The organism is Campylobacter concisus, from assembly GCF_015679985.1.
GTDB lineage: Bacteria > Campylobacterota > Campylobacteria > Campylobacterales > Campylobacteraceae > Campylobacter_A > Campylobacter_A concisus_AC.
This window is the reverse complement of sequence record NZ_CP049239.1, coordinates 1168681-1194483: the sequence shown is the minus strand read 5'-3', so window position 1 is coordinate 1194483 and position 25803 is coordinate 1168681. Positions and strand designations below refer to the sequence as shown.

Below are 25803 nucleotides of genomic sequence, written 5' to 3'. Positions count from 1 at the left end.
ATAAAAATAAAATCTAATAAAAAGGAAAAATATGTCAAAAGTTATAGGTATAGACTTAGGTACAACAAACTCTTGTGTGAGCGTTTTTGAGCGTGGCGAGAGCAAAGTTATCCCAAACAAAGAGGGTAAAAACACAACTCCATCAGTTGTTGCTTTCACAGACAAGGGTGAAATTCTAGTAGGTGACGTTGCAAAACGTCAAGCAGTTACAAACCCTGAAAAAACGATATATTCTATCAAACGTATCATGGGTTTGATGAGCAATGAAAAAAATGCTGAAGAGGCAAAAAGCCGCTTGCCATATCACGTCGTAGATAGAAATGGTGCTTGCGCAGTTGAGATCGCTGGTAAGGTTTATACTCCGCAAGAAATTTCAGCAAAAATTCTTATCAAACTAAAAGAAGACGCTGAAGCATACCTTGGAGAGAAGGTAACAGATGCGGTTATTACTGTGCCAGCTTACTTTAACGATAGCCAAAGAAAAGCTACAAAAGAGGCTGGAACGATCGCAGGACTAAACGTACTTCGCATCATCAACGAGCCAACAGCTGCAGCACTTGCTTATGGTCTTGATAAAAAAGAGGCTGAGAAAATTTTAGTTTACGACCTAGGTGGTGGTACATTTGACGTTACAGTGCTAGAGACTGGTGATAATATCGTTGAAGTTTTGGCAACTGGCGGTAACGCATTCTTAGGCGGTGATGACTTTGATAACAAGATAATTGACTGGCTAGTAAGTGAGTTTAAAAACGAAAATGGTATTGATCTAAAAGGCGATATCATGGCACTTCAACGCTTAAAAGAAGCTGCTGAAAATGCTAAAAAAGAGCTAAGCTCAGCTCAAGAGACTGAGATAAATTTACCATTTATTACAGCTGATGCGACTGGCCCAAAACACCTTGTCAAAAAGCTAACTCGTGCTAAATTTGAGGGTATGATCGACTCACTTGTAGGCGAGACTATCACTAAGATAAACGAGGTAACAAAAGACGCTGGTTTAAATAAAAGTGACATCAAAGAGGTCGTAATGGTCGGTGGTTCAACTCGTGTACCACTAGTTCAAGAAGAGGTCAAAAAAGCATTTGGTAAAGAGCTAAATAAGAGCGTTAATCCAGATGAAGTCGTAGCTATCGGTGCTGCTATCCAAGGTGCGGTCATAAAAGGCGATGTAAAAGATGTGCTACTTCTTGACGTAACTCCGCTTAGTCTTGGTATCGAGACACTTGGCGGCGTAATGACAAAGATCATCGAAAAAGGCACAACTATACCAACTAAGAAAAGTCAAGTCTTCTCAACTGCTGAAGATAATCAAAGTGCCGTTACTATCATGGTTCTACAAGGAGAGCGTGAGTTTGCAAGAGATAATAAATCACTTGGAAATTTCAACCTTGAAGGCATCCCAGCAGCTCCAAGAGGTGTTCCTCAAATCGAAGTTGAGTTTGACATTGACGCAAACGGAATTTTAACCGTTTCAGCAAAAGATAAAGCAACTGGCAAAGCCCAAAACATCACTATCTCTGGATCAAGCGGCTTAAGCGAAGAAGAGATAAACAACATGGTAAAAGATGCTGAGCTTCATAAAGAAGAAGACAAAAAGCGCAAAGACGCAGTTGAGGCTAGAAACCAAGCTGACGCACTAGTTCATCAAACTGAAAAGAGCATGAACGAGCTTGGCGAGAAAGTCCCAGCTGAAGATAGAAGCAACATCGAAGCTGCGTTAAATGACCTAAAAGAGGTCTTAAAAGATGAAAATTCTTCAAAAGAGCAAATCAATGCTAAAGTAGAAGCTCTAAGCAAAGCTAGCCACAAACTAGCAGAAGCTATGTATAAAAAAGATGAAAATGCTGGAGCAAACGGCGGAAACAACAAAAAAGACGACGACGTAATAGACGCTGAAGTCGAGTAAAATTCCTAGAGCAGGGCGCTTGCCTTGCTCTTTTATAAATTTATCTTCATAAATTCTTAAAATTGATTCAAAATAAGCAGTTTAAATAGTTAAAATTTATATAATGCCAAACAAAAAAGGCAAAAAATGTATTTATTTTTTTTGATTACTCATTTAATTTGTGCCATTGTATTTATAGGATACGTATTTTTCGATGTTTGCATATATCCGTTTGCTAAAAAAACGGTTGATACTAAAACCCTTGAAATAGTTAAAAAAGCCTATACAAAAGGAAGTGCAAAGGTATTTGGCACGGCATTTTTATTGCTTTTAATAAGTGGTGCTTATATGGCAAAAGACTATTTTGGAGGCGAGCTTGGCTGGTGGCAAAGCAACTTTCAAAAGCTACTACTTGTAAAAATTTTTGTTTTACTCATAATGTGCCTTGTAACTTTTATCTCTGTTTTTAATGTAGTTATTTTAAAAAAGCCTGATCCATTTGGTAAATTTTCACATTTAATAGCTCTAGTGCTTTGCCTAATAATGGTCATTTTAGCAAAAGTAATGTGGTGGGCTTAAAGTTTAGCTAGCAAATTTAAGTAAATCGCCAGCTAGAAGTTAAAAATTCTCTAATCGATACTCTTTAACTTGTCTTTATTTAGCCCTTCTTCTATGCGTTTTATCTCTTCACTTCCGTCTCTTACGACGTTTTTGTCAAATTCCAAGTAGTCATTTATCTTTTTTGGATATTCAACGTGACTTAGGATAAATTTAAAGACATTTAGCCTAGCTTCTTTTTTGTTATCGCTTGAGACGATGACCCATGGTGAAATGCTATTGTGAGAGGCAAGAAGCATAGAATATTTAGCGATAGAGTATTGATCCCAAAGTTCTTGCGCTTTTTGATCAACGGGTGAAATTTTAAACTGCTTTAGCGGATCATTTTGTCTCTCTTTGAAGCGTTTTTTCTGCTCATCTTTTGTGATTGAAAGATAAATTTTAAAGAAAATTATGCCGGAGTTTATGATCATCTCTTCAAATTTTGGCACTTCACGTAAAAATTCTTTATGCTCTTCTTGCGTGCAAAAGCCCATCACTGGCTCAACGCCAGCTCTATTGTACCAACTTCTATCAAAGATCACGATCTCTCCAGCACTTGGTAGATGAGTCACATATCTTTGAAAATACCACTGCGTTTTTTCGACATCACTTGGCTTAGCAAGCGCTACTATACGGCAACCTCTTGGATTTAGATGCTCGGTTAAGCGTTTTATCGTTCCGCCTTTACCGGCTGCGTCGCGCCCTTCCATTAGCATAAGTACTCTAAGGCCTTTTTCTTTTACGTAATTTTGAAATTTTAAAAGTTCAATTTGAAGCAGTCTAAGCTCTTCCTCGTAGCCAAGTTTCTCGCTTTTTTGGTGTTTTTTGTCTTTTGACATCTTTGCTCCTTTAAAATTTCACATATTTTCACGATTTTACAATAAAATAGAATAAATTTAAGAATTTAGACTAAAATCATCTTTTTTAATTTAGCAAGGATTAGTATGTTTTTAAAATTTCTTTTTTCGATTATTTTATTTGCAGGCTCGCTTTTTGCCGAGGTTTTAGATGTTAGCAAAGCCTTTGTTTTAACTCCAAGCGTTGATAGTCAAAATGTTGAAGTGAAGTTTAACTTTGGTGAAAATATCTATCTTTATAAAGAGAGTTTTGAGATTAAGCTAGCTGGCAAAAAGATAAATGAGCTATTAAATTTGCCAAGTAGTGAAAATACGGGAGAATATGAAATTTATCCAAAAGATTTTTCGATTTTTATCCCATTAAATTTAGTAAAAGAAAATCTTTCAAATGGCAAAGCAATACTTGACATTAACTATCAAGGCTGTGCTAAAAACGGCATTTGCTACCGTCCACAAAGTAAAATTTATGAGATAACTGACCAAGCTGGAAAATTTAGCATCGCCACTTTTAAAAAAGAGCAAAAAAACGATGCCGACAGCTTTGCTGAAGAATTTTCTAGCGAGCAAGATATTGCAAATGGGCTTGGAGATAAAAATTTCTTTATCTCACTTCTTACTTTTTTTGGTTATGGTCTCTTGCTTTCACTAACACCTTGCGTCTTTCCGATGATACCGATACTTTCAAGCATAATCGTCTCAAAAGGTGCTAATTTAAATGCAAAAAAAGGCTTTTTACTATCATTTATCTATGTTGTCGCGATGAGCCTAGCTTATGCACTAGCTGGAGTTGCAGCTAGCCTACTTGGTTTTGGTATCGCAGGAGCTTTGCAAAACATCTATGTACTTGGCGCTTTTGCAGCCATTTTTGTCGTTTTAAGCTTTAGCATGTTTGGATTTTATGATATAAAATTGCCAGCAAAATTTGAAAATTTAATAAGTAAAAAATCGCAAAATAGCTCAGGCTATGTTGGAATTTTTATTATGGGTTTTGCCTCAGCTCTCATTGTGTCGCCTTGCGTTGCAGCACCACTAGCGGGCGCGCTTCTTTATATCGCTCAAAGTGGAAATATCTTTTATGGTGGCATTATGCTTTTTGTCATGGGGCTTGGCATGGGAGTGCCACTGCTTATTATTGGGCTAAGCTCTGGAAAGCTCTTGCCAAAACCTGGTAGTTGGATGGATGAAGTGAAAAAATTCTTTGGTTTTTTGATGCTCATCATGGCGATTTGGATCCTTGCGCGTGTGCTTGGAGAATTTTTTGAGCTATTAGGATATGGCATTATAGGCGTTTTTATGGCAGTTTATTTTGGGGCATTTGAAGTAGCAGAGCAAAGCTGGGCTAAGTTTAAAAAAGCGTTTTTTATCCTAGTTTTTATATATTCAGTTATGCTAATAGTTGGTTCATTTTTAGGCTCAAAGGAGGCTTTTTCTCCACTTTCTGGACTAAATTTGGCAAAAATTGATAGTGCGTTAAAATTTAATTCCGTTAAAAATTTAGATGAACTAAATGAGGTAATAAAAAACTCAACCAAGCCCGTTTTAGTAGATTTTTATGCTGATTGGTGTGTAAGCTGCAAAGAGATAGAAAAGATCACTTTTAAAGATATTGACGTTATGAATGCTTTGGCAAATTTTGCACTTATTCGTATCGATGTAACAAATGGCGGATCACAAAATGATGAGATGCTAAGAAATTTTGGACTTATTGATCCGCCTGCGCTCTTGTTATTTAATGGTGGCGATGAGCTAAAATTTCTTAGAACTATCGGCTTTATAGATGCTAAAAATTTTCTAGCAAAGCTTGAGAAAATTAAATAATCTTGTCCTTGCTGTTACAAAGACAATTTAAAATACACTCATGACAAAGCGGTTTTTTGGCTTTACAGGTGTAACGTCCAAAGAGCACCATGGCTTGATGAAGCTTACCAAGATCTGTTTTAAAGGCATGGCTAAGATCAGCTTCAGTAGCTTCTGGCGTTTTTGCATGGCTAAGATCAAGTCTGTGCGCCACTCTAAAAACGTGTGTATCAACAGCCATAACATTTGCATTTGTAGCTTCTAAAAGCACGACATGAGCGGTCTTTTGTCCAACTCCAGCAAGCGCTTTTAGCTTCTCTTCATCAAGCGGAATTTCTCCGTTATAAAGCTCAACCACGCTGTTTGCCATTTTGATTAAATTTACAGCCTTGTTATTAAAAAAGCTGCACGAGTTTATCATTAGTTTTAGGCTTGCTAAATTTGCGCTAGCTAGCTCATAGACATCTTTATACGCTTCAAATAAAGCCGGAGTTATTAAATTTACTCTTTTATCAGTGCACTGGGCTGAGAGCATGACACAGACAAGTAGCTCATATAAATTTCTAAATTTAAGCTCACTTTTGGCGTCTTTAAACTCTTCTAAAAGTCTTCTTTTTATCTCTAAAATATCTTTTTTTGTTCTCATTTTCGTATTTTACCTTATTTTCTTAAGTTAAATGAAAAGTTATCGCTTTATTTGATATAATCTTGCCCATAAAATCAATTTTTTAAAGGATTTATATGAAAAAATTTTTGTTTCCAGCAGTTTTAAGTTTAGCAGCAGCTGTTACTCTAAATGCAGCAGTAGTTGCAACAGTTGATGGTGATGCTATAAGTGATAGCGATATTTCAAGCCTTTTGTCAGCAGCTATGCCAGGATTTGACGCTAGCAAGCTTCAACCAAATGAGAAAAAACGTATTATCGACGATCTAATAAATAGAAAACTTCTTTTAAAAGATGCTAAGTCAAGCGGTATCGAAAAAGATGTAGAGTACATCAAAGCCGTAAAAGCAGCGCAAGAAGGCATTGCAGTTGAGCTTTATATGAGAAAGCTTTTTGATGGCATAAAAGTAAGTGATAACGAACTAAAAGATTTTTACAATAAAAATAAAGCAAGTATGAACGAGCCAGCTCAAGCAAAAGCAAGGCATATCCTAGTTGAAGATGAAAAAACAGCAAACGACATCATCGCTCAACTTAAAAATTTAAAAGGTGAGGCGCTAACAAAGAAATTTGCAGAGCTAGCAAGCCAAAAATCAATCGACAAAGGCTCAGCAGCACATGGTGGCGCGCTTGGCTGGTTTGGTCAAAGCCAAATGGTAAAACCTTTTGCAGACGCAGCATTTTCAATGGCTAATGGCACAGTTTCAACTAAGCCAGTTAAAACTCAGTTTGGTTACCATGTTATTTTGAAAGAAGATGGCAAAGCTGCTGGCACTGTAAGCTTTGAGCAAGCAAAAGCGGAGATCGAGCAAGCTGTAAAAATGGAGAAATTCCAAGCTGCTGTTAGACAAAAAAGTGAAGCTCTACGCCAAAAAGCAAAGATAGAATACAAATAAAATTTGGAGGATAAAATGGGCGTTTTAGATATCGTAAAACCTGGTGTTTTAAGCGGAGATGACGTAACAAAACTTTATGCTTATGCCAAAGAGCAAGGTTTTGCAATACCTGCTGTAAATGTCGTAGGCAGCGACTCAGTAAATGCTGTTTTAGAAGCGGCAAAGGTTGCTAACTCGCCTGTTATCGTTCAGTTTAGTAATGGCGGTGCAGGTTTTTACGCTGGTAAAGCCTGCGAAAACGCAGCTGTTCTTGGTGCGATCGCTGGAGCAAAGCATGTTCATCTGCTTGCCAAGGTTTACGGCGTGCCAGTCATTTTACACACTGATCATGCTGCTAGAAAGCTTTTGCCTTGGATAGATGAGCTAGTAAAAGCAAGCCATGAGTATAAAAAAACTCACGGCGTGCCACTTTTTAGCTCTCACATGCTTGATCTTAGCGAAGAGAATATCAACGAAAATTTAAGCACGTGCGAGAAGTATCTAAAAGAGCTTAGCGAGCTTGGTATCAGCCTAGAGATCGAGCTAGGCGTCACTGGCGGCGAAGAAGATGGCGTAGATAACACAAGCGTTGATAACGCACTTCTTTACACTCAGCCAGAGGATGTCGCGCTTGCTTATGAAAGACTAAGTAAGATAAGCGATAAATTTAGCATCGCAGCTAGTTTTGGTAACGTTCATGGTGTCTATAAACCGGGCAATGTCGTGCTAAGACCAGAAATTCTTAAAAACTCACAAGCCTATGTCGCTAAGAAATTTAACACAAAAAGTGACAAGCCTGTAAATTTTGTATTTCATGGCGGTAGTGGCAGCGAGCTAAAAGATATCAAAAATGCTGTGAGCTACGGTGTTATCAAGATGAACATTGATACCGATACACAGTGGGCATTTTGGGACGGTGTGCGTGAGTATGAGGCTAAAAATAGAGCATACTTGCAAGGGCAGATCGGCAACCCAGAGGGCGATGATAAGCCAAATAAAAAATACTACGATCCAAGGAAATGGCTAAGAAGTGGCGAGGAGAGCATGGTTAAGCGTCTTCAGACTGCTTTTAGCGACTTAAACTGCCTAAATAGGAACTAATCCTATGCAAAATCAAAATGATTTTAGTGAGCTAAGCGTGCCAAAAGAGCGCCAAGCTCACTCTTTCTTTGTCTTTTTTAAAGTTATCTTTATCCCTTTAGCTATCTACATCTTGGCGATACTAGCGTATCTTGGCGTTATAAATTTTCAGATGAAGCTTCACACCATCGTGATGATGGGCGCTATACTCTTTGTCGCTTTTGTATTTTCTCGCCACAGTGCTTTGGTCGCTTACTCAAATTTCTTAGCAAATGCCAAAGACTACAAGATAAGGCTAAAAGAATTTATCATCGCTCACCTTTTTGAAATTTCAAATGTCAAAAAGGCAAACGCTAAATTTGAAGATTTTTTCGAGAGCTATACAAGAAATTTTAGAAATGACAACCTCGCAAACATCGGCCAAGTAGTTTTTCCTATGCTTGGAATTTTGGGTACATTTATCAGTATCGCTATTTCTATGCCAAGCTTTAGCTCAAGCACCGCAAACGGCCTAGAAAAAGAGATTTCTATACTGCTAAACGGCGTGGCTACGGCATTTTATGTATCGATATATGGCATATTTTTAGCGCTTTGGTGGATGTTTTTTGAAAAGATCGGCATTAGTAAATTTGAGAAATTTTACAGCGAGCAAAAAGAGCTAAGCCGTGAGTTTTTCTGGCAGGACAATGAGCTAAATGCAAATTTCATGAAAGCCTCTGTTAGCTACTTTAAAGATAGTCACGACGCCTTTAAAATGGTGCTTGATGATAAATTTTTAAGAAATTTAAACGATCAGGTAAATGAAAAATTTGACAAACTAAAAGAGCTTTGTGAAATAGAGAAAAATATCATAAATCAAAGCAAGGCAGAGCTTAGCGCAAATTTAAAAATGCTAAATGAAGCTAGCCTAAAACAAGATGAATTTGTAAAAATCCACTCTGATATGTTAAAGGCAGTAAGCGCGTTCTCTAACACCTTTAAAGATATGGAGATTAAAATTTTAACCGAGCATGCAAAACTTGGCGAAATTTTTAGTAGAAATTTAAACGCCACAAAAGAGAGCCAGCTTAAATTTGAGCAGACTATCAAGGGCTTTGACAAGGTTTTAAGAGAATTTTCTTACTCACTTATGAAAGAGCAAAACGACGCACTAAAGGAATTTAGAGCCTCGCTCGTGGAGAGTGCGACGATATTTAAAGCCGCATATGAGCAAGAGGGCAGGAGCTTGGAGCGTGAAAAAGAGCGCGAGAGCCTCATAGCTGAGCTTAAGAAAAACATAGACGAGATCGATAAAGAAGCAAATTCTGTAATAGAAAAAATCGAAAATCTAGTGCAATGAAAATAAACAAAAATAACGAGGATCAATCGAGCTTTTGGGTTTCGTACGCGGACTTGATGGCGGGTCTGCTCTTTGTTTTTATGCTACTTATCGGTGCTGTCGTCGTAAAATACGTCCTAACTCAAAACACCCTTGAAAATAAAGAGCAAGCCATCATCGCAGCACTGGCAAATTTAAAAGACGCCCAGGGTAGAAATTTCACCCTTGAAGAGCTAAATGACGCCCTAAAAAGAGAGCTTTCAAAGATAAGCGACGAAAATATAAATTTGAAAAAATCAAATGAAATTTTTGTTATCCAAATAGACGCTCTAAAAGAAAAGCTAGCTCAGCTAATAAATGAAAACAAAGATGCAAATGCGAGCATAAAAGAGCTAAATGCCAGCATTTTTGATCTCAATCAAAAGATGATCGTGCTAAATGATGAAATTTCATCAAAAGATAGAGCGCTTAGCGACGCAAACGAAAGCAGTGAGAAAAATTTAGCCAAGATCGCCTTTTTGCTTGAGCAAGTGAGCCAAAGAGAGGCTAGATATGACGAGCTTTTAAGGGATCTAAACGTCACTCGTGACAGGGTAAAAAATTTAACCGGCATCAGAGTAAAAGTGATCTCAGCCCTAAAGGATAGGCTAGGCTCAAGCATCGAGATCGATCCAAACTCGGGTGCGTTAAAGCTTAGCTCCTCAGTACTTTTTGATAAAGGCAGTGCAGTCTTAAAAGAAGGGGTCAAAGAGGAGTTAAAGGCCACGCTTAGTAAATATTTCGACGTGCTTTTAAATGATAAAGAGATCTCCTCAAACATTGATCAAATCATAATCGAAGGCTTTGCAGATAGCGATGGAAGCTATATTTATAACCTAGAGCTTTCACAAAAAAGAGCTTACGCGGTGATGGAATTTATAAATTCATTTAGTGACGATACTCGACTTAGAAAGCTGCTTGTTGCAAGTGGCCGAAGCTACAACGAGCTAGTTTTTAAAGACGGAGCCGAGGACAAGAACGCTTCAAGACGCATAGAGATCAAATTTTCACTCTCAAATAAAGAGGCTATCAACGAGATAGAGAAATTTTTGGAGTTTAAGAGTGATTGATAAAATTTGCTTAAGAGGGCGAGAATTTTGGCTTTTAAGAGATGATCTGCTAGGCGAGTTTAATGGCAACAAAGCAAGAAAGCTAGAGTATTTTTTAAACGCTGATCTAGGTGGCATCAAAGCCATTGTATCTTACGGCTCAAGCCAGTCAAATGCGATGTATAGTCTAAGCCTTTTTGCTAAGATAAAGGGACTTAAATTTTACTACGTCGTCTCTCATCTAAGCTCAAATTTAAAGCAAAATCCGGTTGGAAATTTCAAATTTGCACTTGAAAATGGCATGGAAATTTTTGTGAAAGAGGAACGCGAGAAATTTGTTAAAGATCTAGCTAGAAGCCAAAATGCGCTCTTTATAAATGAGGGCGTGGCGCAGAGCGAGGCTGAGTTTGGCTTTATCACGCAAGCACGCGAGATAAATGAGTGGAGCAAAAAAAGCGGCATAAAGCCTGATATTTTTTTGCCTTCTGGTACAGGCACTAGCGCTTGCTACCTGGCAAAGCATACCGATCTTAGGGTTTTTACAACTCCTTGCGTGGGGGATGGCGACTATCTAAAAAAGCAAATTTATGAGCTAGACAAAAATAGTAAAGTGCAAATTTTAAATCCACCAAGGAAGTATCATTTTGGGAATTTATACCAAGAGCTTTATGAAATTTGGCTTGAAGTGTGCAAAAGCGGCGTGGAATTTGACCTAGTGTATGACCCTGTTGGCTTTATCACGCTTTTTGCAAATTTAGATAAGCTTGGAGCTGAAATTTTATATATCCACCAGGGCGGAATTTTAGGTAACATTACACAAAGACAAAGATATGATAGAAAATTAAAATTAAAGGAGCATAAATGAAATTTTTTCATAGTAGTGACGCTGATTTTGAGAGTAAATTTTTACAGCTGGTTAAACGAAGTGATAATGACATGAGTGCTGTAATGCCAGTAGTTGCAGGCATAATAAATGAGATAAGAAAAGATGGCGATAGTGCACTTTTTGCGCAGATAGCTAAATTTGATAAATTTAGCGTTACAAGTAAAAGCGACATAATAATCGACGTAAAAGAGATGGAGGCTGCCTATAATTCGCTAGATAACGCCCTAAGAGTAGCTTTAAAATTAGCTCATGATAGGATAAAAAGCTATCATGAACGCACAAAACCAAGTGACTGGACATATAAAGATGAGCATGACATCTTGCTTGGCGCAAAATACACAGCGGTTGACCGCGCTGGCCTTTATATCCCAGGTGGTAAAGCAGCTTATCCTAGCTCACTTCTTATGAATGCAATCCCAGCGATCGTAGCCGGCGTAAAAGAGATTGTAGTGTGCACTCCAGCGCCAAATGGTAAGGTAAATACCTTGCTTCTTGCGGCAATGCACCTTTGTGGCATAAAGACAGCCTTTAAAGTAGGCGGTGCAAGTGCCATTGCGGCGATGGCATACGGAACCGAAACGGTGCCAAAAGTAGATGTCATCACAGGACCTGGCAATATCTACGTAGCGACTGCTAAAAAGCTAGTTTATGGTGACGTAAATATCGATATGATCGCTGGCCCAAGCGAGATAGGTGTCATCGCTGATGATAGTGCCGATTCTCGCCACATAGCTATCGATATGCTCTCACAAGCCGAGCACGACGAGATCGCAAGTGCCTTTTTGATAACACCGGTAGAGGCTTTTGCAAGGGCTGTGCAAAGACACATTGAAGATGAGCTAAAGACACTAAAACGTGAGCAGATCGCAAGTGCAAGCATAAGAAATAAAGCTGCAATAATAGTGGCAAGAGATTTAAAAGAGTGTTTTGCTCTCATGAATGAGCTTGCTGTTGAGCACCTAGAGATCGCTACAAACGATGCTTTAAGTTATATTTATGATGTGACTCATGCGGGCGCTATATTTTTTGGACACTTTACGCCTGAAGCGATGGGAGATTATATCGCTGGACCAAATCACACATTGCCAACTGGCGGAAGTGCGAGATTTTACTCACCGCTTGGAGTTGAAAATTTCATGAAGCGAAGTTCGATCATTTCAGTGAGTAGAAAAGGTATCATGCATCTTGGCAAATCATGCATGCAGCTAGCTGAAGCTGAGGGACTAACCGCTCATAAAAAATCAGTTGCAGTGAGGCTAGAAGAGTAAAGAAAAATGGATTTTATAGAGATTTTGCAACTTTTTATAGAATTTATAGTAGAATCCATAGCGAATTATTAAAAAGGAGTTGTTATGAAGTTAGGAACTTATACTGCAAACCAGGCTTCAGGAAACTATTATTTAGATCAAGCAAAAAATAGCGAGAAGAAAGCGCTAAATGCTATCTCTGCAAACAGCGAGATCAAAGCTTCAGGTGCAAATTTACAAATCGCAGAGAGTTTGCTTTCGCAAACAAATGTCTTGAACGAAGGTTTGGCAAATGCAAACGACATGATCGGTATGCTTCAAATCGCTGATTCAATGCTTTTAAATTTAAGTAAAAGTACAGATAGAATAGGCGAGCTTTCAAGTAAGCTTACAAATCCTACTCTCTCAGCAAATGAACAAAAAGGCATAAAGGGCGAAATCAACGCACTAAGAAATGCTATGAATGATAGCGTAAAAGAGGCTAAATTTAACGGCAAAAACATATTTGATGCTGAGCTTGGATTTTTTACAGGCGAGAGTACAAAAAATATAAATTTGGGCACAAATGCTCTTTTAAATGTCAAAGATGACGGCTCAAATACAGGTGAAATTTTAAAAAATATAAATTCACTTCGCTCAGAGATCGGATCAACACAAAATGCTGTATTTAGAGGTATAAATGCTCTAGCCGCAAGAAGTGTGGCAAATACTAATAGTGTAGAGAACCTTGATAGTAGCGACATCGCAAAGAGCTTGGAAGAAAATTTACAAGCAAATTTAAAGCTACATGCTGCGAGCTTAGCCAAAGCTCATGATACTACGAGCTTGGTCGCAAAACTAGATAAACTTCTAGCTGAATAAATTTTTACCGGTCTTACACCGGTAAATTCTTTTTTAGTTTCTAATAAATTTTTATAATGATTCTATCTTGTTTGGATGAAATATGTTTATAGTTTAGATTATAGGTATAGGCATATTGAGGAATTTTGATGCTAGATTTTCTCGAGTTCGGGCAAACCCAAACCATTTTTATGATAACAAGCAAAAATATCACGGCTTGTGTCTTTTAAATTTTTATAGCAACGCAAAAAATAAATTTTAAGAGGTATAAATTTGTAAGACCAAACGGTCTTACAAAAGTGACTATTTTTTAGTGTGAGGGTTGTTTACTCTACCACTATCGACAACTTGGAGTCCTACTGTGTCATATGCTGCGCCAAAGCCTTTTACATATCTACCTTTTGTTGGGGTAAGTTTTACTATATAGAAGTCTTTCATCTCTTTAATAAATGCAAGTGCTGATTCATTTGCAAAGGCGCTCTCAAATTTTGATATAAATTTATCTCTTGCACTGTCGCTCATAAACTCAGCTTTAGCTTCAAAGCTTACTCTTACACGAGCAAATAGACTTTTTGCGTCTTTTTCATCCTGAATAAAAAGGAGTGAAATTTTATCCGGGTTTTGTTTTATTGAGTGGTAGTGATCTGCTACTGATGATATGCAGATATAAAACTCATCGTTTTCTTTTATGAAAGGTGAATACGACGAAACCGCTTGTCCGTCAAGAATGCTTGAGATCACAACAGTCTTAAAGCTATTTATAAATTTCATCATTCCGCCTTGCACACTAGAGCTGTTTGTATCGCCCTTGATGCTCATATAAAGCTCGATGATCGACTCTCTAAAACCATCTCCACCTGCTTTGCTTAAAAATGGTACAAATGTTTTTGCCTGATCACATGTTATTTCCATACCATCTTCGTTTATATCAGTCATTTTGACATTTGTAGGCTCAGCTACGCCGCTAAATTTCTTACAAAACTCGATCACTATATCCAAATGATCCTTATTCATGTGGTTTAATGCTCTTTGTTTCAAAACTGTTCTCCTTATAAAAATAAAATTAAAAATCGCAAAATCATACTAAAGAAAACTTAAAATTGATTAAAATTATCATTAATATTTTTAAAGCGAGAATTAAGCTTATTTTTTTAAAATTACGAGTTAATAATATTTTAGAAAATTTATATCTTTTATTTAAAAATTATATTTTCTGCTTATTTTATGCTTTTTTGTTGTTTTTAGCCATTTGTATTAAAAGGAAATTTATGCAGGGTAGTACCAAGCTTGCCGTTTTGCTTATTATGCTCATTGTTTTGCTCTCTTTTATCTCGCTTAGTATAGGCGGTTCTGACATAAGCATGAGTGAGATTTTAAATTTTATATTTAATAACAAAATAGACGAGATGAAAGAGACCATCTTGTTTGATATTAGACTACCAAGGCTTGTAATGGCTCTGATTATAGGCATGCTTTTGGCAAGCTCAGGCGTTGTAACGCAAAGTGTCTTTTTAAATCCGCTTGCAGACCCATATATCATCGGTATAGCCGCATCTGCGACATTTGGAGCAGTAGTGGCATATCTTCTTGGTATATCTGAAATTTATTATGGTATCTTTGCTTTTTTGTCTTCTAGCTTGCTTACCCTTGCTATTTTTGGAGTTTACAACCGTAGTCGCTCTATTGCTACACTTCTTATAATTGGTATTGCTTTTTCATCATTTCTAGGGGCATTTACGAGTTTTGCGACATATCTTATTGGTGAAGATAGTTTTAAGATAGTGGCATGGATGATGGGATATTTAGGTTCTGCTTCATGGCAAAAGGTCGGTATCATCGCTGTTCCGCTTATCTTTTGCATGATATATTTTTATCTAAAACGCTTTGAGTTAACGATACTTTTAAGCGGGGAAGACGAGGCAAAAAGCCTTGGTATAGATGTCGATGCACTTAAAAAGCGTCTGCTTGTCATAGCTTCGCTCACGGTCGCTTTTTCAGTCGCATTTACCGGCATGATAGGCTTTGTTGGGCTTATCATTCCACACTCTTTTAGAATGCTTTTAAATACCTCAAACAACGCTATTTTACTGCCGCTTTCTACTCTTGGAGGAGGAGCGTTTTTGCTAGCTTGTGACGTAGTGGGGAAGAGTGTTTTAAGCCCGGTTGAAGTGCCAGTTGGCGTTATTAGTGCGTTTTTTGGAGCGCCATTTTTCCTATTTTTAGCGCTTTATCTAAAAAGGAGTGTGCATTGAGTGTAGAAGTTTCAAACTTAAGCTTTTCATATGCGCAAACAAGTGTGCTAAAAAATATAAGCTTTACTGCCAAAAGTGGAAAATTTATAGGTCTTTTGGGCTCTAATGGATGTGGAAAATCAACACTTTTAAAATGTATCTTAAATTTACTTTCTCCAAGTGCTGGAATTGTCAAAATTTTCGAAAAAGATGTACAAAGCTACAGCACAAAAGAGCTTGCGAGAACGACTAGTTTTGTACCTCAAAAAAGCGCACTTACGATGCCATTAAGCGTTTTTGAGCTTGTTTTGATGGGTAGATATGCTCATCTAAAAAGCTCTTTTAGCGGTTATAGCTCTCACGACATTGCCCTAGTTGATGAGGCTTTGCAGACTTTTGGGCTCGCTAAATTTAAAGACCGAGTGGCAAACTCACTAAGTGGTGGCGAATTTGCTAGAGCTTTGCTTGCTCGTGCAATAGTTAGTGAGCCTAAAGTTTTACTTCTTGATGAGCCTACATCAGCCCTTGATCTAAGCCATGCTATAGAGGTGTTAAAGCTTTGCTCGCATCTTACTCGTGAGCTAAATTTAGTCACCATAGCAGTGCTTCATGATCTAAATTTGGCCTCACTGATATGTGATGAAATTTTAATGCTAAAAGGTGGTGTGATAGCTCACAAAGGGAGTGTCAGAGAGCTTTATAATCCAGAAATTTTAGATGAAATTTATGGCCTTAAGGCAGATATCATATATAAAAATGATATGCCATTTGTTTTACCAAAATGATAATTTTAAAGGAGATTTCATGAAAAAATTATTTTTAGTTTTTGCATTTTTGCTTGGTTTTGGCAGTGTTAGCCTAAGTGCTAAAAATATCGTTGTGCTCGATCCTGCAGTGGTTGAGATGATGTATATGTTGGAGGCTGAAGATCAGATCGCAGCTATTTCTACTCTTGAGTTTGGTAAGATTTGGCCTGAGGATAAGACGGAAAAGCTAAAGAGCGTTGGCACTTATACAAAGCCAAATTTAGAGCGTATAGTCGAGCTAAAGCCTGATCTTGTAGTTACGAGCTTTCACTCTGATGGTGTAAACGCCGACCTTGCTAAATTTGGTATAAAGACACTTACGATGCAGGCAAATAGTGTAGACGATATTTGCAAAAATATAGAAAAAATGGGCGATGTCACAGGAAAAAAAGAGCGTGCTGGCGAGCTTGTGGCTAAGATAAAGCAGGACTTTTTAAAATTTCAAAACTCAAATTTAAGCGGTAAGAAAATTTTAGGCGTTTATGCAGCTACCCCACTAGTTGCTTTTAACAATGCTAGCTTGCCTGGGGACATGTTTACTAAATTTGGTATGAAAAACGTAGCAGGTGGCCTAGCTGGAGCGATGCCGATCGTTCAAAATGAATTTATCCTAGCGCAAAATCCAGACTTCATAATAGTAGTAGGCATGAAAGATGGTAGTGACTTTTTATCGCAAAATCCAGTGCTAAAAGCAACTAGTGCAGCCAAGAACTCTAAAATTTTAAACGTCCCATCAAGTCTTGTCTTGCGCGGTACACCTCGCATAAATGAGGCCGCAAATGAGCTATTTAACATGCTTAATAAGTGAGTATAAATGTTTAACAAACGTATAAAAGGTCATAGCGTAGCTCCTTCAAAAAGACCTGATATGGTGAGTGAAGATGAGTTATGGGAATTTTTAGAGAGTGCGCCAGATGAAAATGAAGGGGTGATCTACATTCATGTGCCGTTTTGTGATAACATCTGCTCGTTTTGCTCGATGAATAGGACAAAGCTTGAGGATGAGCTTGATGAGTATACAAAATTTCTACTAAGCGAGATAGAAAAATACTCCGCCACGAACTACTTAAAAGGCAAGAAAATAGGTAGTGTCTATTTTGGTGGCGGCACCCCAACGATATTAAAAGAGAGACACTTAGAACAGGTGATAAACGCACTTAAGGGTAGCTTTAATATCTTACCTGAGTGTGAATTTAGCCTAGAAAGTACGCTTCATAATCTAAATATAAGCAAGCTTCGCCTTTTAAACGAGCTTGGTGTAAATAGATACAGTATTGGCGTACAAACATTTAGTGAGGCTGGCAGAAAGCTGCTAAATCGCACACATAGTTCAGATGGAGCCGTAAAACATCTACGTGATCTGCGTGAGAAATTTAACGGAATGCTTTGTGTAGATATCATATATAACTATCCTAATGAAAGCATAGATGAGGTAGTAAGAGACGCTAAGCTAGTGCGTGAGCTCGGCATTGACAGTGCGAGTTTTTATTCGCTTCAGTTTTTAGATGGCTCAGTGCTTAGCAAGACCATAAGCGAGGATTATTACGATGTGGAGGTTGATAGAAGCTTGCACCACGCATTTTTAGACGAAATTTTAAGTCAAGGTGACTATGAAATTTTAGAGTATACAAAGGTGGCCAAAAAGGGTAGGGACCAATATAAATATATAAGACTATCTCACGTGGGTGCTGATGTCTTGCCTCTTGGAAAAGGCGCTGGCGGCAGGCTAGGGGAGTTTGGTATCTATAATATGAGTCAAAAGATGAAAGTTATGGGTCGCATGACTGCTAGGCAGATGGAGTTTGATAGATTTGTAAATCTTTTTCAGTATCCGCAAATAAGCCTTGAGCGTGTTTTTAAATTTGTGAGCCAGACGTGTGCCAATGAGCTTATGGATCTTTTTAAAAAATGTGAGGAAAGTGGATATCTAAAAATCGAAAGCGACTCTTTAAATTTTACAAAAGATGGCGTATTTTGGGGAAATTCTATCGCAAATGCAGTGATGGAAATTTCTAAGAAGGAGTTTTTATGAAAAGTATTGTGATATATACATCAAAAAGTGGAAATACAAAAAAGATAGCGGAGGCTATTGCTGGTGAGCTTGGCTGTGAGGCGATAAATTTTGCTAATGTGGGTGAGATAAATTTGAGTGAGTTTGACTTTATCTCGCTTGGATACTATATAGATCAGGGCTCGCCAGAGAAGGAATTTAAAAAATTTATCTCTCAAAGTGTAAAAAATAAAAAAGTAGGCTTTTTTATAACCCTTGGTGCTGATGTGCCAAGTGCGCATGCCACGCAGGCTATAGATCAAGGCAAAGAGCTATTTATGCAAAATGGCAATGAAATTTTGCGCACGTTTATCTGTCAAGGTGCGATTGCCCCTGAAGTAATAGAGCAACTAAAAAAACTTGGTAAAGCTATGCCTGATGATCCGAGATTTGCTCTAACGCCTGAGCGACTAGAGCGATGGGAGCGAGCCAAAACGCACCCAGATGAGGCTGATGTGAAAGCCGCAAAGGAAGCATTTAGAGGGGTTAAAATTTAAACTCATTTTGTGCCTATTTTTGCTCTAAAATTTTTAATGATCCTGTAAATTTTTATTTTCATTAGTGAGTGTGATGTGATTATGAGATGATAATCCATTCTCGCTAGTGAATAGAAAGCTAAAATTTACTACAACAATATGCTTTAAAAGTCAACTAGCTTTGTAGATTTTAGCTTTGTTGCTTTTGCAACTAAAATTTATGTGGGAGATATTTGCTTTAATGTGAGTATAAAATTTTGATTTTAGCTTCTAGCTCAAATTTGTGTGAAATTCGAGCTAGATTAAGGCTTTTAGCCTTCGATGTAGTTTTTGAGTTTTCTACCAACTTTTGGGTGTTTTAGTTTTTTGATAGCTGAGCTTTCTATCTGGCGAACACGCTCGCGAGTGACATTTAGAGCCTTACCGATCTCTTCAAGTGTGCGGTCGCTCTCATCCTCAAGCAAGCCAAATCTCATCGAAATAACTGCTTTTTCGCGCTCATTTAGCTGTGAAAGCACATCGTCGATCTGCTCTCTAAGGTCACTTTTTAAAATTTGCTCTATCGGAGAAAGTGAGCTTTTATCCTCGACAAAATCTCCAAATTTTCCATCCTCTTCGTTTGCGATCGGAGCTTCGAGGCTGATAGGCTCTTTTGTGATCTTGATGACTTGTTTTACCTTATCAACACTTAGTCCAACCTCTTTTGCGATAACGCTCACATCAGGCTCTTTTCCCTCTTCTTGGAGGTATTTGCGGTTTATTTTGTTGATACGATTTATCGTCTCTATCATGTGGATAGGTATCCTAATCGTCCTTGCTTGATCGGCGATCGCACGCGAAATAGCCTGGCGGATCCACCATGTGGCGTAGGTTGAAAATTTATAGCCTTTTCTATATTCAAATTTATCAACCGCCTTCATAAGACCGATGTTGCCCTCTTGGATGAGATCTAAAAACGGCAAGCCCCTGTTTGTATAGCGTTTTGCGATACTTACGACTAGACGGAGGTTTGACTTAGCCATTCTAGCTTTTGCCTCGTCAGAAATTTTCTTTCCACGTTTGATCTGCTCTAGAATTTCTTTTAGCCTTGTTGGCTCAAGATCAAAGCCTTGCTTGCTTGCCTCTTTTGTAGTAAATAGCTTTTTGATCTCAACATAAGTTGAGACCATTGTAGCTTCTGGCACACGAGCTGCGATCTCTTCTTTACTAAGCTTGATGATATCTTTTAGTATGCTTTTATGATTTTTCTTAAGCTCGTCACTAAACATCGGTAAGCGATACTCCAAGCGTTTTAGCTCTCTGTCAAATTCGTCGTCGCTTTTTAGTGCTGTTTCCATTGATTTTACGATCTCGCTAATTAACTTGCTTGTTGGGCCAAGATCCATTAGCTTCTCTTTTAAAATTTTCTTTTTAAATGCAAGAGTCATCTTTGAAGCTGTATCGTCGCTCTCAACTTTATCTTGTTTGTTTGCAGTCTTTAGCCACTCTTTTTTTGCCTTTTCGAGGGCCTTGAAACTCTCTATAACTTTTTCAGCACGCTTATCGTTTTTGGCTGATTTTTTAGGAGCTTCGTTTTCTTCGTTCTCTTCATCTTCCTCGTCTATATCGTCTTCGCTATCTTCATTTTCTTCGTTTTCACTCTCGTCTTCAAAGCTCTTAAAAAGCTCTTTTACACGGCGCTCTCTGTTGATAAGCGGCTCTTTATAGTCAAGTATGAAATCGATCAAAAATGGCACAGAACAAAATGCATCGATAATGATATCTTCGCCAAGCTCGATTCTTTTGCTGATCTCTACCTCTTCATCTTTTGTAAGAAGTGCGATCTGACCCATCTCTCTTAGATACATCCTGACAGGACTATCAGATCTTGACCACTCTAAAAGGTCACTTTCGCCTGAAAGATCGAGATCTTCGTCGATATCTTGATCACTTTTTTGAGCGTTTTCTTGGCGCTTTTTAGCATCAGCTAAATTTCTAAGCTTTGCGGCCTCAGCAGATGTGATGAGCTGGACTTTATTTGTTTTTGCTAGTTGTTCTATCTTTTTTACTATCGTAGCAGTCGGAGCTTTGTCTAATAATTTTACTAATTTTTCGTATGTCAAAAAGCCTTTTGCATTTTCAGCGAAAAGCTCTTCTATCTGAGAAAAAGAGTCTTTTGCGGCGCTCATAAATTTCCTTTCGAATCGTCTAATTGTGATTTAAGTGTTGTTTAAAAGAAAGTGGATTATACCCAAATTTTGTAAAAAGTGTATCAAAGCAGTGAAATTTTATCTATACAAAGCTACCGCAAAAGTCTAAAATTGCGGTAGCTATAAAATTATTAAAACGTCATTTCAAATGTTAGCTTGAAATTTCTACCAGGTGAGTAAAATCTAGCAAGGCCCCTGCCAGTTTCTTTATTTACCATATTATTTGTGCCAAAAGTTCTTATACTTCTTGCACTATCCCAGCTTGTGTATTTTCTATCTGTGATGTTATACACACCTGCTGTAAATGTGAAATTTTTCATCGGTCTGTAAAATGCTACAAAATCAAATAGACTGTATGTATTACTGACATATCTAACATAAGTATTTTTTGCATCTGGATCGTCTTTGGCATAGATATTGTAAGTATCTTCTGGACGTTTTGCTTTTACGTGCGTCATATATAGATTTGCTCCAAATTTATCATTTCTTGTGTGATATCCGACGTTATAGACAAATTTTGCTGGCTGGATGGCATTCATTGGAGCGTCTAGCTTGCCGCTCTCATCTACCGACATTCTACCTTTTTGATATAGGTATTTATAGCCGATATTAAAGCCACTTAGTCCACTATAAACTTGCTCTAAGTCTAGATTTGCACTCAGTTCAACACCTCTTACGCGAGCCTTTGCTCTATTTACGTTTTGGTATTTTTCTACTGGCATTCTACTACCAGCATTTCCGTATGTTAACGTGCCACGACCGATGTACTTTAGATCGATAAAATTTTTATAATCAGTTTGAAAGAGATTTATTGTAAAAAAGCTAGGTGAGTTATGAAGAGTTAGGGCAAATTCTTTTGTCATTGCGATCTCGGGCTGAAGGGCTAAATTTGGAAATATCGTAAAATCAGGATGCTGAAAAGTAAAATAAATTTCATCAGATGTTGGAGCTCTAAAGCCATTTGCATATTTTGCCTGAAGTCTTATATACTCAAATGGATCAAAATTTATTGCAAATGAATAGGAATGATGCATAAAATTTCTTTTTTGGCTTGCCAGATAACGTGCATTTTCTTCAGCATTTTTAGTTTTTATCCTTTTTACTTCTTCTGCGCTAGAGCCAGGCGGTATAGTAAAAGGTATAAAAACACCAGCAAAAAGATCAGTTGGTAGCTTTGGTGTCTTACCCGGTATATAGTTTGGATTGTGTTTTATCATGTCAATCCTATGGTTTATATCAAAGCTTAAAAATCTAGTGAAAGATACACTATCGCCTACATAAGCTGCCAATGTCTCTGTCCTGACAGGTATTAAGAAGCTAAATTTATTATCTTCATGTCTGCAAAGTGTACTGTAATCATTTCCACCGTGAGGCATACACTTGTCTGGTTGAAAATTTGGTAGCAAGCCTGTGCCCTTATTTGCCATACCAAAGAAATATTTTGCCCACCATTCCTTATTGTGTGCCTCATAGCCTTGCCTATTTACCATACTTTTATCTGTTTGGCTATAAAGCCCACCGTATTTTAAGGCGTGATCCATTTTGATTTTAGGTATGCTAAATTCCTTTGTTGCATCTAAATTTAGCTGTTTTGTATCGGTATTTAGATCTCTATCTTTCCAGTTATTTTCAAGATATCCTGGACTACTTGGCAAAAGTAGTTCCTCAAATCTATTTTTTGGAGTAAGCTCTGCATATTTTCCATTGCCATCTGGCATGTTTTGCGGAGTTAGATTGTAGGTTTCATATCGTTTGGTTGTCTTATTAAAAAGTGTTAAAGGCTTAGAGCAATCATACTGATTACAATCGACAAGAAGTTTATCTGCTCCGCGATTTGTTCTTCCATAGAATGTTTCATCTACTTCGTTTCCATGACTGTCAAATACAATATCTTGAGGAAAAGTAAAGCCAGCTCCAGGCCAAGGCTCTTTTTCTACTTGTCTCATTTGTAGGTCGCCACCATATTTGTCCACTAGTTTACCTTCGTTATTTAACTTTAATCCCGATGGATTTAGTAGGCCTTGACAGTCGTTTTTATCACAGTACTCATCAGTCCTTGCTTTTAGCTGGATCTTTTGCTTTGAATAAGTTATCTTCATACTATCCCAAAGTGGGTTTTCATCGTAGTTTTCATATGTATAAAAGATATTTTCACGTTTGTTTTTATCATTTACGTGCCTTACATCGGTGCTGTAACGTACGTTATTTAACATACCGCCAGTATAAAGAGCAAATTTATACGACCAGTCAGTGCCTACTGTCTCTTTTGTGCTTCTATCGATTCCTACGCTAAAACGGTTCGTTTCATTAAAATTTACACCAAATTTAAATAGCCTGCTATCTGTATTTATGGTATAAGGATCCGGTTTTTCTCTTTCCTTGCCAAGCACATTATCATCGTATGTATTGTATCCCCAGTTTTTCATCTCATGACCATCTCTTTTTGTAGTGATAAAGAGTATGTCAAACCATTTTGCCCGTGCAGCCATCGTATGAGAAAATAGTTTTTCATCGTTGGCTGATGATTTTTGTGCTTTAAAGCCGTAAAACCAGTCTTTTTCTGTAAGATAGTCTCTAGCATCTTTTGTTTCAAACATTACAGAGCCACCAAGTGCACCTGAGCCGGTTTTTATACTATCTGCTCCTTTTGTAATATTTACTTGCTGGATGTTTTCTATCTCTACGCCATTTCTTGTATTATTAAAATTTCCATATCCTTCAAAGAGATCCTTAAATCCCTGTGATGAAAGTGTTTCAGCTTGATTAAGTCCATCGATACTGATAGCCACGCGGTTTTCATCAACACCTCTTATAGCATATCCGCTAGAACCAAAGCGACCAGTCTCAACTACGCTGACACCAGTGTCATAGCGCACCATATCTCTAGTATCGCTTACTTGTTGTTTAGTAAGCTCGCTTGCCGTCTTTTTTACTTCACTAATCTTTTTATTCTTTACGTTTTCTTCTTCCGCAGTTACCTCTACTCCGCCAAGTTCAACTTCTTTTATATTCTCACTTTCTTGGGCCAACAAATTTAAGCCAGCACAAAGCAAAACAACTAGTGAAGTCTTTTTCATAATAATATGTGTCCTTTTTTGTATTTTTATTGTTTTTAATAGTCATTATCTATATTAAAGCCGCGAATCTTAACATTAAATAAATAAATTATTTATTAAACTTTATGAAATATTTAATAGTTAAAAAATTAAAATTTTGGAACAGCTATTGCTTTAAAAACCGTGACAATAATTAATTTTAGGAAATTGCATGCAAAATGGTTATTATCAAGCCACTGCTGGCATGGTAACGCAGTTTAACAGACTAAATGTGATCTCAAACAACCTTGCAAATGTAAATACGATCGGCTACAAGCGAAACGATGTGGTTATCGGTGACTTTGCAAGAATTTTTAAAGAGACACAAGATGAGCTTCCGCTTAAAAATCACACAAAAGATGGAGCTAAATTTTTAAATAGAACGCTTGATCGTGTACCTCAAGTGAGCGAAGAGTATACCGACTTTAGTGCTGGTGGCTTTAAATACAGCTCAAACACACTTGACTTTGCGATAAAAAGAGATGACGCATTTTTCTTAGTTGATACTCCAAATGGCGTAAAACTTAGTAAAAATGGCTCTTTTAGCCTTGACGGCGACGGATACATCGTCACAAAAGAAGGCTATAAGGTGCTGCCAAGTGGTTACGAGGCACAAAATCCTGGTCAAAGAGGTATCCAAGTGCCACAAGGCGAGGTGCTAACTGTTGATAAAAATGGAAATTTATACTCAAATAACAATCAATTTTCTAAATTTTTTATCGCTCAGCCAAGAGAGATAAGAGATCTCAAAAAGGTCGGAGATAATCTCTTTGAGAGTAGAAATTTTGACGACATCACAGAACTTGAAGAAGCTGATAGCGTGATGCAAGGATATGCTCAGATGTCAAATGTAAATCCAGTTTTAGAAATGGTGGGTCTTATAGAAACCCAGCGCCTAGTTGATATGTATCAAAAGGTTATGACAAGTCACATGAACGATCTTAACCAAGATGCTGTTCAAAAACTAGCCCTAAAAGCTTAATAAAAGGATAAAACTATGATGAGATCACTTTACACTGCGGCCACTGGTATGATAGCTCAGCAGACGCAGATAGACGTAACCTCACACAACATCGCAAATGTAAATACTTATGGATACAAGAAAAATAGGGCTGAATTTGCTGATCTTATGTATCAAGTCATGGAGTATGCAGGTACGGCTACAAGCCAGACTACCACAAGCCCAACAGGCATCGAAGTGGGTCTTGGTGTACGCCCAACAGCGATAAATAAAATTTTCTCTCAGGGCTATTTTAAAGAGACTAGCAACAACCTAGATATGGTAATAGCTGGCAATGGATTTTTTCAGATTCAACTTCCTGACGGCACGACAGCCTATACTAGAAATGGCGCATTTAAGCTTGATGCAAACGGTACGATCGTAAATAGCGATGGCTATCAGCTAATCCCTCAGATTACCGTGCCTGCGAATGCGACGCAAATTTCTATCGGCACAGATGGCACCGTGTCAGTGCTCCAAGCAGGTGAGAGAGAGATGGCTCAGATAGGTCAGATCGAGCTAGCAAATTTCATAAACCCAGCCGGGCTTCACTCAATGGGCGATAACAACTATCTAGAAACAAGTGCTAGCGGTAATGTTGTGGTAGGTGTGGCAGGACTTGACGGACTTGGTACGATAAGACAAGGATTTGTTGAGATGAGTAACGTTCAGTTGGTTGAAGAGATGACCGATCTTATCACTGGTCAGCGTGCGTACGAGGCGAACTCAAAGGCGATAACTACGAGTGATTCGATGCTTGAAATAGTAAATGGGCTTAAAAGGTAGGTAGTATGAACGCGACTCTAGCTATCGTTGGGC

At 37.8% G+C, this 25803-nt stretch carries 22 protein-coding genes; 17 read left to right on the top strand and 5 right to left on the bottom strand.

What is annotated here, in order from left to right:
• The first annotated feature begins 31 nt into the window (after window positions 1-31).
• Window positions 32-1906 carry a molecular chaperone DnaK gene (gene dnaK, locus G5B98_RS06050; protein ID WP_196086346.1) on the top strand — a complete coding sequence of 625 codons (1875 nt, stop codon included), beginning with the start codon at window positions 32-34 and terminating at the stop codon, window positions 1904-1906.
• 126 nt (window positions 1907-2032) lie between these two features.
• Window positions 2033-2464, top strand: coding sequence for a trehalose-6-phosphate synthase (locus G5B98_RS06045; protein WP_103600624.1), 432 nt, complete (start codon window positions 2033-2035; stop codon window positions 2462-2464).
• Window positions 2465-2514: 50 nt separating this feature from the next.
• Here the strand turns inward: G5B98_RS06045 and ppk2 are convergent, their stop codons facing one another.
• Entirely contained in the window at window positions 2515-3324 is an 810-nt protein-coding gene (ppk2, locus tag G5B98_RS06040; RefSeq protein ID WP_021091543.1) for a polyphosphate kinase 2, read from the bottom strand.
• 105 nt (window positions 3325-3429) lie between these two features.
• Here ppk2 and dsbD point away from each other — a divergent pair, with 105 nt between their 5' ends.
• Entirely contained in the window at window positions 3430-5160 is a 1731-nt protein-coding gene (dsbD, locus tag G5B98_RS06035; protein WP_196086345.1) for a protein-disulfide reductase DsbD, read from the top strand.
• On the opposite strand, the gene nth is transcribed toward dsbD, so the two are convergent.
• Window positions 5153-5785: an endonuclease III gene (nth, locus tag G5B98_RS06030; RefSeq protein ID WP_196086344.1), complete on the bottom strand. Its 633-nt coding sequence runs from the start codon at window positions 5783-5785 to the stop codon at window positions 5153-5155. The genes dsbD and nth overlap by 8 nt on opposite strands.
• Window positions 5786-5880: 95 nt before the next feature.
• On the opposite strand from nth, the gene G5B98_RS06025 reads away from it, so the two are divergent.
• From G5B98_RS06025 to G5B98_RS05995, 7 genes are all read left to right on the top strand, one after another.
• On the top strand, window positions 5881-6699 hold the full coding sequence (locus tag G5B98_RS06025) for a peptidylprolyl isomerase (protein ID WP_085658279.1): 819 nt from the start codon (window positions 5881-5883) through the stop codon (window positions 6697-6699).
• A 15-nt stretch (window positions 6700-6714) separates the two neighbouring features.
• Window positions 6715-7779, top strand: a complete 1065-nt coding sequence (fbaA, locus tag G5B98_RS06020; RefSeq protein ID WP_196086343.1) for a class II fructose-bisphosphate aldolase — start codon at window positions 6715-6717, stop codon at window positions 7777-7779.
• Between the two features lie 4 nt (window positions 7780-7783).
• A complete protein-coding gene (locus G5B98_RS06015) occupies window positions 7784-9097 on the top strand; it encodes a MotA/TolQ/ExbB proton channel family protein (protein ID WP_196086342.1) in 1314 nt (437 codons plus the stop codon).
• Window positions 9094-10185, top strand: coding sequence for an OmpA family protein (locus G5B98_RS06010; RefSeq protein WP_196086341.1), 1092 nt, complete (start codon window positions 9094-9096; stop codon window positions 10183-10185). Before G5B98_RS06015 ends, G5B98_RS06010 begins: the two co-directional genes overlap by 4 nt.
• On the top strand, window positions 10178-11029 hold the full coding sequence (locus G5B98_RS06005) for a 1-aminocyclopropane-1-carboxylate deaminase (protein ID WP_196086340.1): 852 nt from the start codon (window positions 10178-10180) through the stop codon (window positions 11027-11029). Before G5B98_RS06010 ends, G5B98_RS06005 begins: the two co-directional genes overlap by 8 nt.
• A complete protein-coding gene (gene hisD / locus G5B98_RS06000; protein WP_196086339.1) occupies window positions 11026-12318 on the top strand; it encodes a histidinol dehydrogenase in 1293 nt (430 codons plus the stop codon). The genes G5B98_RS06005 and hisD overlap by 4 nt, the downstream gene beginning before the upstream one ends.
• An 84-nt stretch (window positions 12319-12402) precedes the next feature.
• On the top strand, window positions 12403-13158 hold the full coding sequence (locus tag G5B98_RS05995; RefSeq protein ID WP_196086338.1) for a flagellin: 756 nt from the start codon (window positions 12403-12405) through the stop codon (window positions 13156-13158).
• Window positions 13159-13440: 282 nt separating this feature from the next.
• Here the strand turns inward: G5B98_RS05995 and G5B98_RS05990 are convergent, their stop codons facing one another.
• Window positions 13441-14175: a HugZ family heme oxygenase gene (locus G5B98_RS05990; protein WP_196086337.1), complete on the bottom strand. Its 735-nt coding sequence runs from the start codon at window positions 14173-14175 to the stop codon at window positions 13441-13443.
• A 230-nt stretch (window positions 14176-14405) separates the two neighbouring features.
• Here G5B98_RS05990 and G5B98_RS05985 point away from each other — a divergent pair, with 230 nt between their 5' ends.
• From G5B98_RS05985 to G5B98_RS05965, 5 genes are read left to right on the top strand one after another with little or no spacing between them, the layout of a single operon-like run.
• Window positions 14406-15389 carry a FecCD family ABC transporter permease gene (locus G5B98_RS05985; protein WP_196086336.1) on the top strand — a complete coding sequence of 328 codons (984 nt, stop codon included), beginning with the start codon at window positions 14406-14408 and terminating at the stop codon, window positions 15387-15389.
• Window positions 15386-16153: an ABC transporter ATP-binding protein gene (locus G5B98_RS05980; protein ID WP_196086335.1), complete on the top strand. Its 768-nt coding sequence runs from the start codon at window positions 15386-15388 to the stop codon at window positions 16151-16153. Before G5B98_RS05985 ends, G5B98_RS05980 begins: the two co-directional genes overlap by 4 nt.
• A gap of 19 nt (window positions 16154-16172) precedes the next feature.
• Window positions 16173-16982 (top strand): ABC transporter substrate-binding protein, encoded by an 810-nt coding sequence (locus tag G5B98_RS05975; RefSeq protein WP_196086334.1) that lies wholly within the window; start codon window positions 16173-16175, stop codon window positions 16980-16982.
• 6 nt (window positions 16983-16988) lie between these two features.
• Window positions 16989-18206 (top strand): radical SAM protein, encoded by a 1218-nt coding sequence (locus G5B98_RS05970; protein ID WP_196086333.1) that lies wholly within the window; start codon window positions 16989-16991, stop codon window positions 18204-18206.
• A complete protein-coding gene (locus G5B98_RS05965) occupies window positions 18203-18721 on the top strand; it encodes a flavodoxin family protein (protein ID WP_196086332.1) in 519 nt (172 codons plus the stop codon). Before G5B98_RS05970 ends, G5B98_RS05965 begins: the two co-directional genes overlap by 4 nt.
• Before the next feature lie 290 nt (window positions 18722-19011).
• Here the strand turns inward: G5B98_RS05965 and rpoD are convergent, their stop codons facing one another.
• Entirely contained in the window at window positions 19012-20868 is a 1857-nt protein-coding gene (gene rpoD / locus G5B98_RS05960; RefSeq protein WP_021091519.1) for an RNA polymerase sigma factor RpoD, read from the bottom strand.
• A gap of 152 nt (window positions 20869-21020) precedes the next feature.
• Window positions 21021-23966 carry a TonB-dependent hemoglobin/transferrin/lactoferrin family receptor gene (locus G5B98_RS05955; RefSeq protein ID WP_196086331.1) on the bottom strand — a complete coding sequence of 982 codons (2946 nt, stop codon included), beginning with the start codon at window positions 23964-23966 and terminating at the stop codon, window positions 21021-21023.
• 190 nt (window positions 23967-24156) lie between these two features.
• On the opposite strand from G5B98_RS05955, the gene G5B98_RS05950 reads away from it, so the two are divergent.
• Entirely contained in the window at window positions 24157-24966 is an 810-nt protein-coding gene (locus G5B98_RS05950; protein WP_107784672.1) for a flagellar hook-basal body protein, read from the top strand.
• Between the two features lie 15 nt (window positions 24967-24981).
• On the top strand, window positions 24982-25770 hold the full coding sequence (gene flgG / locus G5B98_RS05945) for a flagellar basal-body rod protein FlgG (RefSeq protein ID WP_021091447.1): 789 nt from the start codon (window positions 24982-24984) through the stop codon (window positions 25768-25770).
• Window positions 25771-25803 lie beyond the last annotated feature (33 nt).